The organism is Lentzea sp. NPDC005914, assembly GCF_040629405.1.
Taxonomy (GTDB): domain Bacteria; phylum Actinomycetota; class Actinomycetes; order Mycobacteriales; family Pseudonocardiaceae; genus Lentzea.
In genome coordinates this window covers 1-11,967 of record NZ_JBEXVQ010000052.1, presented here as the reverse complement: position 1 = coordinate 11,967, position 11,967 = coordinate 1, and the positions used below count along the sequence as shown (strand labels likewise).

Annotated in this window: 13 protein-coding genes; 4 read left to right on the top strand and 9 right to left on the bottom strand. The window is 67.2% G+C overall.

Translation table 11 applies throughout. The annotated features are described in order from the left end of the window. Nucleotides 1-20: 20 nt before the first annotated feature. Genes ABZ345_RS43405 through ABZ345_RS43395 form a run of 3 tightly spaced genes read right to left on the bottom strand, consistent with a single transcriptional unit; the run spans nt 21 to nt 2,906 of the window. Nucleotides 21-1,112, bottom strand: coding sequence for an XdhC/CoxI family protein (locus tag ABZ345_RS43405; RefSeq protein ID WP_359860934.1), 1,092 nt, complete (start codon nt 1,110-1,112; stop codon nt 21-23). Further along, nucleotides 1,105-2,079, bottom strand: coding sequence for a VWA domain-containing protein (locus ABZ345_RS43400; RefSeq protein ID WP_359860933.1), 975 nt, complete (start codon nt 2,077-2,079; stop codon nt 1,105-1,107). The genes ABZ345_RS43405 and ABZ345_RS43400 overlap by 8 nt, the downstream gene beginning before the upstream one ends. After that, on the bottom strand, nt 2,076-2,906 hold the full coding sequence (locus ABZ345_RS43395; protein ID WP_359860931.1) for a MoxR family ATPase: 831 nt from the start codon (nt 2,904-2,906) through the stop codon (nt 2,076-2,078). Before ABZ345_RS43395 ends, ABZ345_RS43400 begins: the two co-directional genes overlap by 4 nt. Nucleotides 2,907-2,938: 32 nt before the next feature. On the opposite strand from ABZ345_RS43395, the gene ABZ345_RS43390 reads away from it, so the two are divergent. Both ABZ345_RS43390 and ABZ345_RS43385 read left to right on the top strand, forming a co-directional pair. Continuing rightward, entirely contained in the window at nt 2,939-3,325 is a 387-nt protein-coding gene (locus tag ABZ345_RS43390; RefSeq protein WP_359860929.1) for a VOC family protein, read from the top strand. An 83-nt stretch (nt 3,326-3,408) separates the two neighbouring features. After that, nucleotides 3,409-3,639 carry a PspC domain-containing protein gene (locus ABZ345_RS43385; protein ID WP_359860927.1) on the top strand — a complete coding sequence of 77 codons (231 nt, stop codon included), beginning with the start codon at nt 3,409-3,411 and terminating at the stop codon, nt 3,637-3,639. On the opposite strand, the gene ABZ345_RS43380 is transcribed toward ABZ345_RS43385, so the two are convergent. The 5 genes from ABZ345_RS43380 to ABZ345_RS43360 form a co-directional block, all read right to left on the bottom strand. Beyond that, nucleotides 3,640-5,007: a beta-N-acetylhexosaminidase gene (locus ABZ345_RS43380; protein ID WP_359860925.1), complete on the bottom strand. Its 1,368-nt coding sequence runs from the start codon at nt 5,005-5,007 to the stop codon at nt 3,640-3,642. It abuts the gene before it with no gap. After that, the gene (locus tag ABZ345_RS43375; RefSeq protein WP_359860924.1) at nt 5,004-5,837 is read right to left on the bottom strand and encodes a carbohydrate ABC transporter permease; all 834 of its coding nucleotides are present in this window, start codon (nt 5,835-5,837) and stop codon (nt 5,004-5,006) included. Before ABZ345_RS43375 ends, ABZ345_RS43380 begins: the two co-directional genes overlap by 4 nt. Then, entirely contained in the window at nt 5,834-6,718 is an 885-nt protein-coding gene (locus ABZ345_RS43370; protein WP_359860922.1) for a sugar ABC transporter permease, read from the bottom strand. The genes ABZ345_RS43375 and ABZ345_RS43370 overlap by 4 nt, the downstream gene beginning before the upstream one ends. Before the next feature lie 2 nt (nt 6,719-6,720). Then, a complete protein-coding gene (locus ABZ345_RS43365; protein ID WP_359860920.1) occupies nt 6,721-7,998 on the bottom strand; it encodes an extracellular solute-binding protein in 1,278 nt (425 codons plus the stop codon). Nucleotides 7,999-8,077: 79 nt separating this feature from the next. After that, nucleotides 8,078-8,737, bottom strand: a complete 660-nt coding sequence (locus tag ABZ345_RS43360; protein ID WP_359860918.1) for a copper homeostasis protein CutC — start codon at nt 8,735-8,737, stop codon at nt 8,078-8,080. 334 nt (nt 8,738-9,071) lie between these two features. On the opposite strand from ABZ345_RS43360, the gene ABZ345_RS43355 reads away from it, so the two are divergent. Beyond that, complete coding sequence (locus tag ABZ345_RS43355) at nt 9,072-9,677, top strand: sigma-70 family RNA polymerase sigma factor (protein WP_359860916.1); 606 nt, start codon at nt 9,072-9,074, stop codon at nt 9,675-9,677. Next, complete coding sequence (locus ABZ345_RS43350; RefSeq protein ID WP_359860914.1) at nt 9,674-10,159, top strand: carboxypeptidase regulatory-like domain-containing protein; 486 nt, start codon at nt 9,674-9,676, stop codon at nt 10,157-10,159. Before ABZ345_RS43355 ends, ABZ345_RS43350 begins: the two co-directional genes overlap by 4 nt. A 384-nt stretch (nt 10,160-10,543) precedes the next feature. Here the strand turns inward: ABZ345_RS43350 and ABZ345_RS43345 are convergent, their stop codons facing one another. Then, on the bottom strand, nt 10,544-11,743 hold the full coding sequence (locus tag ABZ345_RS43345) for a DUF222 domain-containing protein (RefSeq protein ID WP_359860912.1): 1,200 nt from the start codon (nt 11,741-11,743) through the stop codon (nt 10,544-10,546). Between the last annotated feature and the right edge of the window lie 224 nt (nt 11,744-11,967).

The following is an 11,967-nucleotide window of genomic DNA, read 5'->3' as shown; positions in this document are numbered from 1 at the left end:
TTCGCGATTCAACAACCCGATCAGTGGTGGATCGGTTCACTGAGCGCGGCGAGCCGCCGGCCGGTTCCCTTCCACCTCAAGGAGATGATCTCGGCGGCGATCGACACCGCGGTCTCCTCCGGAGTCCTGGCCCCCAGATCCAGGCCGATCGGCGAGGCCAAGACCTCCAGCTCGCTCTCGGTCAGGCCCGCTTCCCGCAACCGTTGCAGCCGATCTTCGTGCGTGCGGCGGGATCCCATCGCGCCCACGTAGCCGACCTTCAGCCTCAGCGCGACCTCCAGCAGGGGAACGTCGAACTTCGGGTCGTGCGTGAGAACGGCGATGACCGTGCGTTCGTCCAGCTTCGGCGCTTCACGTTCCAGGTAGCGGTGCGGCCAGTCGACGACGACCTCGTCCGCCTCCGGGAAACGGCTGCGCGTCGCGAACACCGGTCGCGCGTCGCAGACCGTCACGCGGTAGCCGAGGAACGCGCCGAGCCGGGCCATCGCGGCGGCGAAGTCGATCGCGCCGAACACGAGCATGCGCGGCGGCGGCTCGAAGGAGTTGACGAACACGCTCATGCCCTCACCGCGCCGCTGGCCGTCCGGGCCGTACCGCAGCACGCCACTGCGTCCTGAGGCCAGCATCCCGCGCGCGTCGTCGGTGACCGCGTCGTCCGCGCGCGACGACCCGAGGCTGCCGGAACGCCTGTCCGGCCAGACGACCATCCGCCGGCCGATGCCGCCGGGGTGCTCGATCACCGTCGCGACGGCCACCGGTTCTTCGGCACGCACCGTCTCCACCACCTCACCGAGCTGTGGAAACGTGTCCGCGCTGATCTTCTCGACGTAGATGTCGATGATCCCGCCGCAGGTCAGCCCGACCGCGAACGCGTCGTCGTCGCTGACCCCGTACCGCTGCAGGACCGGGTCGTCGGTCTCCTGAGCCAGGTCATAAACAGCGCCCTCGACGCACCCGCCGGACACGCTGCCGACCGCCTCGCCGTCCTGCGTCACGAGCATCGCGGCACCAGCGGGCCGCGGCGCCGAGCTGAACGTCGCGACCACCGTGCCGACGCCGACCGTCTCGCCGTTCGCCACCCGTTCCGCGAGGTCGAACAGGACATCACGCATGGCGCACTTCCTTCAGCAGTTCTTCCAGCGCGTGCACGCTGTGGCCGGCGACCATCCGGTCGACGTGCGGGAGCGCGGCCACCACGCCCTGCTGGACCGGCCGGTAGCCGGGCTTGCCCGCGTGCGGGTTGGCCCAGATGACCTTGTGACTCACCCGTCTCAGCCTCGCCATCTCGTTCGCCAGCAGGGTCGGGTCGCCGCGTTCCCAGCCGTCGCTGAACAGCACGACCACCGCACCTCGTTGCCGCCACTGCTGGTTGAACCTGCGCAACGCCTCGCCGAGCCGCGTGCCGCCCTCGTAGTCGGGGATAGCCCGCCCGGCCGCCCGCAACGCGCGTTCGGGATCGCGTTCCTTCAGCTGCCGGGTCACGCGAGTGAGTCTGGTGCCGATCGTGCGGACCTCGACGGGCATGGCGTGCGCGATGACGTGCGCGAACCGCAGCAACGCGTCGGAGTAGGCGGCCATCGAGCCGGACACGTCGATCAACAACACGACCCTGCGCGCCTTCACGCCCCGGCGGCGGTGGCGTGGCAGGGCGATCTCGCCACCGATCTCGATCATCGCCCGGACCGTGCGGGCCAGGTCGATGCGGCCGCGGCGAGCCTTCTTCAGCCTCCTGGACCGTCTGCGCGGCGGGAGCGGCTTCAGGCGCTGGATCAACGGTGTCGCGTTGAACTCGGAGATGTCATTGTGGCGCAGCACTTCCACTTCGGAGGCCGCGACGCCGACCGTCAGCGAGTCGAGTTCGATCGTCGCGCGCGGCCGGGGCGGGGTGCCGCCGAAGTACGCCCGGTAGGCGGCGTCGTAGCGCGGGATGTCGTCCGGGTCGGCGCAGAGCGTGAGCCGCCCGGCCCAGTAGAGGTCGACGTGCGCGGTGGCCCGCAGATAGGCCTGGACGCGATCGGGCCCGCACTGAAGCCCGGCGCCCCGCAGGACGCGCGTGAACCCCACGCAGGCTTCCGTCATCCCACGATTGTGCTCCCGATCACGCGATCCGCGTCCTCCCGGTACTTCAGCACCGCACCCAGCGTCGCCACGTCCGGTTCGGTGCGTCCCAGCGCCTGCAGTGCCCGTGCCCAGTCCAGCGACTCGGCCACGCCCGGCGGCTTCAGCAGGTCGAGGCCGCGCATCTTCCGAACCGCCTCCGCGACCTGCTGCGCGAGCCGTTCGTCCAGGCCAGGCAGGGTGCGGCGGAGGATCGCGACCTCCCGCTCCAGCGACGGGTGCTCGAGCCAGTGGTAGAGGCAGCGGCGCTTCAACGCGTCGTGCACCTCGCGGGTCCGGTTCGAGGTCAGCACGGTCAGCGGCGGCGTCGAGGCCCTGATCTCGCCGAACTCGGGGATGCTGACCGCGTTCTCGGACAGCACCTCCAGCAGGAACGCCTCGAACTCGTCGTCCGCCCGGTCGATCTCGTCCACGAGGAGCACGCACGGCGCGGTCTCCAGCGCCTGCAGCAACGGCCGGGCCAGCAGGAACCGTCGCGTGTAGAGGGAGGCCTCGTCGACCTCGCCGCGGGTCTCCAGCACCCGCAGGTGCATGAGCTGACGCGGGTAGTCCCAGTCGTACAACGCCTGCGTGGCGTCGATCCCCTCGTGGCATTGGAGCCGGATCAGCGGCACGTCGAGCGTCTTGGCCAGCGCCAGCGCCAGCGAGGTCTTGCCAGTGCCGGGTTCACCCTCGAGGAACAGCGGCCGCCCCATCGCGACCGCGAGGAACGCCGCCGTGGCGATCCCGCCGTCCGGCAGGTACCCCGCGCGGTCGAGCCCTGACGCCAGCTCCTCAGGGGACTCCATGCTGCTCAGGGTAACGCCGCTAGGGTGGCGACATGGGGACGATCAAGCAGGTCCAGGTCACGTTCGACTGCGCGGAACCCGTGCGCGTCGGCCGGTTCTGGTGCGAGGTGCTGGGGTACGTCGGGCCGGACGGGCACGACGACGACTCGTGGTTCGCGGCCAGCGATCCGACCGGTGCCGGCCAGCGGCTGTTCTTCCAGCGCGTGCCCGAAGGCAAGATCGTCAAGAACCGGGTGCACCTCGACGTGCGCGTCGGCACGGGGCTCGTGGGTGCGGAGCGCCTCGCCGCACTGGAGGCCGAGTGCGCGCGACTGCTGCCGCTCGGAGCGGTGCGCGGGCAACTGCTGCTCGCCGATGGCGTCGACGAGTCGTGCCTCAACATGCAGGACGTCGAGGGCAACGAGTTCTGCCTCGACTGACCCTGGAACCGCGCCACGGACTCAGGGTCGGGTTCCGGGTGGTCACCGATGTGCGGGGCGTTCGTTTCGACGACTCTTGAGCCATGACGAACAACGTGTTCAACGAAGCCACTGACCAGGTCAAGAAGCTCCGCCGCAGCCGGAGCGACAAGATGATCGCCGGTGTCTGCGGCGGCGCCGCCAAGATGCTCGGCGTGGACGCCGCGATCCTGCGGATCATCCTCGTCGCCGCGACGCTGCTGGGCTTCGGCACCGGCGCGATCCTCTACGTCGCCGCCTGGATCCTCATGCCCGAGGAAGAGCCGGCCGTGTGATCACCGTGGAAAACCGGGAACGCCAGGTAGCCGTTGCCAGGGGTGGGGACCGCTGAGGGGTCGGTACTCCACCCCGAGGGCATCGAGCCTCGGAAGATGGTGCTCCGCCAGTCGTTGCACGAAACCAGGATCCTTCTCCGCCGGGGACCACACGACCTCGGCGAACGCGGCCAGCCTCGGGAACGCCGCGTAGTCCACCCGCCGGGCCGAGTCGAGGTGCTCGGTCCAGATGTTCGCCTGCGCCCCCAGCAACCGCCCGGGCTCCTCGCCCGTGAGCGTCGAGGGCACCGGATCCCACGCGTAGACGTCCTCCAGCGTGGTCACGGTCCCCACCGGAATCGGCTCGTCCGGCGACTCCGACTGCCGGTAGTCCAGGTAGACGTGCTGTTCAGGGCACATCACCACGTCGTGGCCGTCGCGCAGCGCCGTGACGCCACCCTCGACCCCGCGCCACGACGCGACGACCGTGCCCGCCGGCAGCGGTCCCGACTCGAGGATCTCGTCCCACCCGTACGGCCGTCTGCCGTTGCGCACGATGTGCCGGGCGATCGCGCGCACGAGCTCGCCGTCGTGGCCGGGTGCCTCGTCGCCGCCGAGCCCGATGATCTCTGCTGGGAACACGTCCATCAGCTCGTCGAACACGTTCCGGTAGAAGTCCACAGTGGACTCTTCGGTGTTCAGCACGCGTTCGTTGACGCCCCAGTCGGTCCAGACCCCGCCGCCGTGCACGCCGAGTTCCGGGTACGCCGCGATCGCCGCCTGCGAGTGCCCCGGGATGTCGATCTCGGGAATCACGATCATGTGCCGCGCCAGTGCGTACTCGACGATCTCCCGCAGGTCGTCCTGCGTGTAGAAACCGCCGTGCGGACGGCCCTTCATGCCGGCTGAGCGCCGGTCGCCGAACCGCGAGTCCTCCCGCCACGACCCGACCTCGGTGAGCTTCGCGTAGCGCTTGCACTCGAAACGCCAGCCCTGGTCGTCGGTCAGGTGCAGGTGCAGGACGTTGAGCTTGTGCACGGACATCAGCTCGACGTACCGCAGCACCTCCCGCTTGGGCAGGAAGTGCCGTGCCACGTCGAGCATCACGCCGCGCCACTGGAACCGCGGGTAGTCCACGATCTCGCACGCCGGGATCACCGACGGTTTCTCCCCCGCGGCCCGGAAAGCCCTAGCTCCCAGCAACTGCCGCAACGTCTGCAGCGCGTTCATCTCCCCCGCCGCGTCGTGCGCCTCGATCAACACGCCGTCGTCGGACGAGAGCAGCCGATAGCCGCCGGCAGGGCCGTCGACGAGAACCGTCTCCCAGCCCCGGTACTCGCAGAGCCTTCCGCCGTCCACATAGGACACCGGACGCGGGAGGAGGTTCATCCCTTCACCGCCCCGGCGAGTCCGGACACCAGGCGGCGCTGCACGAGCACGAAGAAGATCAGCACAGGGATGGTCATCAGGGTGGAGCCCGCCATGATCGCGCCCCAATCGTTCTGGTCGGGTTTGACGAAGACCTGGAGAGCCAGCGGCAGGGTCTGGTTCTCCACGGCGGAGATGATGAACGTCTTGGCGAACAGGAAGTCGTTCCAGGCGTGGATGAACGACAGCACCGAGGTGGCCACCAAACCGGGCGCCACCAAGGGAAACAACACCTGCCACAGGAACCGGAACCGCGAGGCGCCGTCCAGGGTCGCGGCCTCCTCCAGCTCCACCGGCACCGCGGCCACGAACCCGCGCAGCATCCAGATCGCGAACGGCAGGCTGAACGCCAGGTGCACCAGCACCAGCGACCCGAGGTGGTTCAGGCCGAACGCCGGAACGCTGTCACCGACCGACCGCATCAGGAAGAACAGCGGCACGGTCAACGCCTCGACCGGCACCATCTGCACGACCAGCAGCATGATCAGCAACGTCGTCCGGCTGCGGAACCGGAAGCGGGTCAACGCCGTGGCGGCGAGGAACGAGATGAGAATGCTCAGCACCACCACGACCAGTGCGACGATCACGCTGTTCAGGAAGTAACGCCCGAAGTTCGCGACGGTCAGCGCCCGCGTGAAGCTGTCCAGCGTGGGCCGCGTCGTCCACGGCACCGGGTCGGCCGAGATGATCTCGTCCTCCGGTTTGAAAGCTGAAAGAACCATCCAGAACAACGGGAACGCCACGACCGCGGCGATGACGAGGACGAGCGCCTCGGTGACCCAGCGCCTCACAGGACCTCCCCGGACCGCCGCAGCGCGCGGAGGTAGAACATCGTGATCGCCAGCAGCAGCACGGTCATCACGACACCGATCGCCGCGCCCAGCCCGTACTCCGACGCCGCGAACGCCTGCTGGTACGCGTAGACGTTGAGCACGAGGTTGCGCCCGGCGATCCCGCCGCCGTTGGTCATCACGTAGATCTGCGTGAACACCTTGAAGTCCCAGATGATCGACTGGATCGTCACCACGAGGATGATCGGCCGCAGCAACGGCAGGGTGACGCTCCACGCCGTGCGGAACGTCGACGCGCCGTCGAGTGCCGCGGCCTCCAGCACCTCGCCCGGAATCGCCTTGATGCCCGCGTACAGCGTCACCATGACGAACGGGAACGAACACCAGATCACCTGTGCCGCAACGAGTCCGAACGCCGTCCACTTGTCGAACGTCCAGGAGAAGCCCTGGATGCCGAGGATCTCGTTGACGAACCCGAAGTTCGCGTCGAACAGGAAGAGCCAGATCGTCGACCCGGCGACGGCGGGCGTGGACCACGCGCCGAGCGCCGCCAGGAACAACGTCATCCGCACCCAGGTGCGCACCCTCGTGGCGAGGATCGCGAGGAAGGCGCCCACCAGCAACGTGCCGACCACGCAGACCGCCGCGAAGGCGACGGTCTGCCCGAGCACCGCCCAGAACTGCTGGTCCCCCAGCAGCTTCTGGTAGTTCCCGAGGCCCAGGAACTCGAGCGGCGCTCCACCGCTCACCTGCTCCTGGCCGTAGTCGTAGAGCGAGATGAGCACCAGCTGGTAGATCGGGTAGGCCAGCAGGCCTCCCAGGACCAGCAGCGCTGGGATCAGGTAGGCGAAGGCGGTCCGCCCCTGACCTTTGGCCGTCATGCTCACGATGCGAAGGCCGCGTTCATGGTCTTGGCGGCGTCGGCGGTGGCCGTGTCGACGTTCTTCGCGCCGGTGACGACCTCCTGGATCATCGTCGGCACCACGGTCTGCGCCTCGATCTTCGCCCACGCCGGCGTGACGGGGACGAACTTCGTGCCGGACTGCAGGGTCTTCGTGAACGGCTCCAGGAACTTGTCGGAGTCGCTGACCTGCTTCTGCACATCGCTGAACGTCGGCAGGTTGCCCATCGCCGTGTACATCTTCTGCTGGTACTTCTTCGACGCGAGCAGCTGCACGAACTCGTTGGAGAGCGTCTTGCGCTGAGTGCCCTTCATGATGCCGAGCAGGTTGCCGCCGGCGAACGCGGGCGCGATCGAGCCCGCGGTCTTGCCGGGCAGCGGCACGACGCCGTACTTGCCGGCAGCTGAAGAAGCGTCCACGGACTTGCGGTTGAAGTCGCCGCCGATCGTCATCGCGGCCTTGCCGGCCCGGAACTGCTCGACGCTCGCGTCACCGCCGTTGCCCGCGCAGGTGGCGGGCGGGCAGATGTCGTCCTTGATCAGTTCGGTGTACTTGGCGACACCGGCCTTGGCCTCGGAGCTGTCGATCGTGGCGGTGTACTTGCCGCCGTCCTGCTTGGCGATGTCCCCGCCCTGCGCCCAGATGAACGGCAGCGCGGCGAACAGGTACTTGCCACCGGCCGAGATACCGAGCATGTCCGGCTTCTTCTGCCGAATCTCACGGGCCGTCGTGGCGATCTCATCGAGCGTTGCCGGCGGCTTGAGGCCGAGCTCGGTGAACACGTCCGTTCGGTAGTAGAGAGCACGGACGCCGACGAACCACGGCACGCCGTACGTCTTGCCGTCGACCTTGGCCGTGTCGAGGATCGTCGGGACCAGGTCCTTGGACTCGCTCCAAGCCCCGAGGTCGAGCTCGGAGAAGCCGCCTGCGGACACGTAGCCCGCGAGGTCGGTGTTGCCGAACTCGGCGACGTCCGGCGCGCTCTTGGGGTCGCTGAACGCGGCCTTGAAGCGCTCGGCCCGGCTGGCCACCTGGATGTACTGGACGTCGACGGTGACGCCGCTGTGCTTGCCCTGGAACTCGGTGATCGCCTCCTTGACCACCGCCTCCTTGGGCCCGCGGTTGACCTCGTCGAACAGCCAGACCCGCAGCTGCCCGGTCTTCTCGTCCGTCCCCGTCGTGGTCGGCCCCGACTGCACCGGGGCGCAGGCGACCACCGCGCCCACGCCCAGCACGGCCACGAGTGTCTTCAGCCTCATCGCGCCCTCCGCATTGCACATGTTGCAACAGCCATTTCACAGGAAGCAACGTGACTGTAGAACGGTCTGCGTCAAGGGTCTAGACCAGACGATTGACCCATTCCCGAATCGACGCACTGGAGACCGGCCCGTCCCAGCCCCGAGGCCGCACCGCGCTGCCGACGTGGAAGCCCGTCACGCCCGCTGCCAGCAGTTCCGCGACGTGCCGTTGCTGCAGACCGCCGCCGACGAGCAACGCGGGAGGCGCCTGGGTGGCGAGCTTCTTCAGGTTCTCGATGCCGTCGTCGACCCCTTTGGCGCTGCCCGCTGCGAGCACCGTGTCGCACCCGAGCGTCTGAACGACGGCCCACGAACGGAAGATGTCGGCGGAGTTGTCGAGCGCGCGGTGGAACGTCCAGGCACAGCCCTCCAGTTCGGCGGCGAGGTTCAGCGTGACGCCCTCGTCGATCTCGTCCTCGGCGTCGAGGAAACCGAGGACGAACTCGGTGGCACCCGCCTCCCGCAACTCCCAGGCCTGCCTGCGCAGCTGCTTGAGATTGTTCGGCGCGAACCCCTTCGCGTCCCTGAGCATCACGCGGACAGGGATGTCGACGGCCTGCCGCACCTCTTTGAAGGTGGTGACCGATGGGGTGAGGCCGTCGGAGGCCATGTCCGCGACCAGTTCCAGCCGGTGCGCGCCACCCTCCTGAGCAGCCTCGGCGTCCTTCACGTTGAGTGCGATCACTTCGAGAATCGGCATGGTCTAGACCATAACGGCCGATGGGAACGAGGCAATCGATTCGTGCGTCTGAGCTGTATCTGATCGCGCCAGTTCCGCTCTTTCTCAGTAAGCGCTCGTTTCAGGCGTGGAGCTCGCGTCAGCCGGTTCGAGGGGTGCCGGCTGGCGCAGGCTCCCACCCACTGGCGGCCCGTGATCCGGAGGGGGAGTCACGGGCCGTCGGCATACCCGGAGGAAGATGAGGGCGACTGCGGCGTGATACTGCTCCAATCGAGTGAATTTTGTATCTACCGCCCAGTTAGCCCTTCATGAGTTGGCGGACGGCGCTGACAGGGCGGCCGATCGGAGGTGCTGCGTGGACGAGCTGCACACGGCGGATGACCGTCCGCCGTGGGACGGACTTGAAGGCACCGAACGGCACGCGGTGTGTGTGGCAGCCGCGCGCGAAGGCAACCGCGACGCCCTGGACGTCCTGGTGACCGAACTGAACACGCTGCTGTGGCACGTAGCCCGCGGCCAGGGCCTGGACAGGTCCGCTGCGGAAGACGTCGTGCAAACCGTGTGGCTGGCGTTCTTGAAGAACATCGAGAACATCCACGAGCCAAAAGCCCTGGTCGGCTACCTGGTTGTCACCACGAGGCGTGAAGCACGCCGAACTTGGACACCTAACAAGCGTGAGACGCACCTGTCCGACGAATTCGCCGAACAGCTCGAGTCCGACACCGGCCTGCCCGAGGACGTGACGCTGATGGACGACCGCGACCGCCGCCTGTGGCTCGCGTTCGGCCGCCTCACCACGAGGTGCCAGGAACTGCTCCGACTCACCGTGCTCGCGGGGCGCGCCGAGTACCGGGCAGTAGCCGAGGCACTCGCCATGCCCCACGGCAGCATCGGTCCGACCAGGGGACGGTGTCTGACACTGCTGCGCAACTACCTGGAGACGGAAGGAGGATCGCGGTGAACGAGATCGACCCGCGCGACGACCGCAGGGGCCTTGAGGACACCGCCGTCCTCTCCGAGTTGAACAGGCTCGTCGACGAACTGGATCCACCGCCCGCCGATCTGGTGGACCGCGTGAAGTTCGCGATCGCTCTGGAATCCCTGGACGTGGAAGTCGCCCGGTGGGAACGAGCCGGATCCTTCGCCGGAGTACGCGGAGGCCAGACCGGCACGATCACGTTCACCGTCGACAACCTGACCCTGATGGTGAACTTCACCTCCACCGGCTCCCGCCATCGAATCGACGGCTGGCTGGTACCGGCCGGGGAACACACGGTCGAGGTGCGGGTGGCTGACCACCAGTCCTCCACCACCCAGGCCGACGACGGCGGCCGGTTCGTGCTGCCGGACGTGCCGGCCGGGACGACGCAGATCCTGGTGCACCTGGTGAACTCGCGGGGCGAACCGGGCCGCACCGTGGTGACACCGACAATCATGCTTTAAGACTGGGGCTACTGGGGTTTTGCGGCGGGGCGACTTGCTTTGGTCAGTCACGTTCCAGCGGAGGGGTCGCCTTCTGCGGGACGGTCGCCTTCCAGCGTGCGTGCGCGGGCATTACCGGGCCGGGTCATTTCATCGCCGCTTCGCGACGATTGCGATTGGGGCTTGACTTCGAGCCTCTGGCGAGATGCTTCATCGGCCTTAAAAAGGCCGGGCACAAGGAGCCCGGCCGATCCCTTCAACGGTAGCATCTCGCACTCAAAGTCAAGCCCCAATCGCCGAGCTGGGCACGTCATGACCGCTTCTGAATTCCACACACAGGTTCGGACGGCTCGCTTCGCATCGCCACAATCGGCGCTCACCTGGCCGCAGGTGAGCGCGCGATCGTTAGGCAGCAGCGTGGAGCAGGTTGCGTCTGAGCTTGCGATGCTCGTCAAGCCACTGCGGCGGGCAGAACATGGGTGTGCCCGACACCATTTTCACTTCCCACTCGCTTTGATGAATCAGCGTGTGGTGATGTCGGCACACCAAGACCGCGTTGTCGACGGAAGTACCGCCGCCATCCGTCCAGTGATGAATGTGGTGGGCATCGCAATGTCTAGGCGGTCTCGTACAACCAGGGAAGGCGCAGCCTCGGTCTCGAGCGACGAGGACTCGGCGGATTCCGGCGGGGAAGCTGCGGGTCTTGCGGCCGATGTCCATCGGCTGCGACTTGTCCCCCAGCACCAGCGGAATGATCCCCGCATTGCAGGCCAACTGACGCACCTGGCTGACCGGGACGCGCTCGCCGTTGTCCAACATGCCCTGGCCCACCTGCTCGGCCAAGTCCTCGTAGCTCATCGTCACCGTGAGCGTGACCGGCTCGCCACCGTGCTCGGGCAACTGGTCGGCCCGCTGCATCAGGTCGACCAACTCGGCGAAGGCATCGCCCTCACGCTCGGAGCGCGACCGCAGGTCCGGGCCTTCCAAGGCAGTCTCCGCGCGCGGCTTGGCCAGCGGGTCCAGCATCGCCTCGAACGCAGTGCCGGTTACCGTGTCCAGCAGCGCCCGAATCACGAGCTGACCGTTCTTCCACTGCTTCACCAGCTGATTGACCGGTGCCGCAGGCTCGACGTCACGAGGCTCCGGATCGTTCTGATAAAGCCCGTAGGCCAGGTCCTTGCCGAACTTTCCTACCGCTGCAGGCTCATGCTCACGCGCGACACCGACCACGAGCTCTTCAAGCTCAGCAGGCAAGGTCTCCATGGCCTTGGCAACCGCCGCAACATGCTCGACCGACAACGCACCCTCAGCCACCGCTTCAGCCGTCACGGGAAGCTCAGGCCCAAGCACACTTCCAGTCGGAGTGATCTCGCCACTCAACAAACCAGCAGCAGCAACCATTTGTCGGGCGGTATGAAGATCCCACCGAACAAGATGCCGAAGCACGTGCACCACATTCTTGTACCCGAGCTCGGCCGCAGCACCACGCCGATCCAACTCGGTAATCTTCTGCATAATCTTGTGATCACGAATCCGACGCTCCGCCACATCATCGACAATGCCGCGCAGCAGCTCGTCGGTAGACAGAAGTCGGTTCTCGCTCACGTGTTCTAATCTACCGCAAGATCACAACATAAAAGCAGGTCAAGCAATACACAATCGGGTGAGCCAACAACGCCAATGCCGAAGGCGAGGCGACCCGATGGCGAAGCCGAGGCAAGCTTTTAACGTGCGCTTCGGGTGGGGTCCCGTCACGAGTCGTGCCTCAGCTCTTGCCGCGCCAGGATCGGGGTGTCAACCGGACACGCTTTTCGTCCGGTTGACACCCC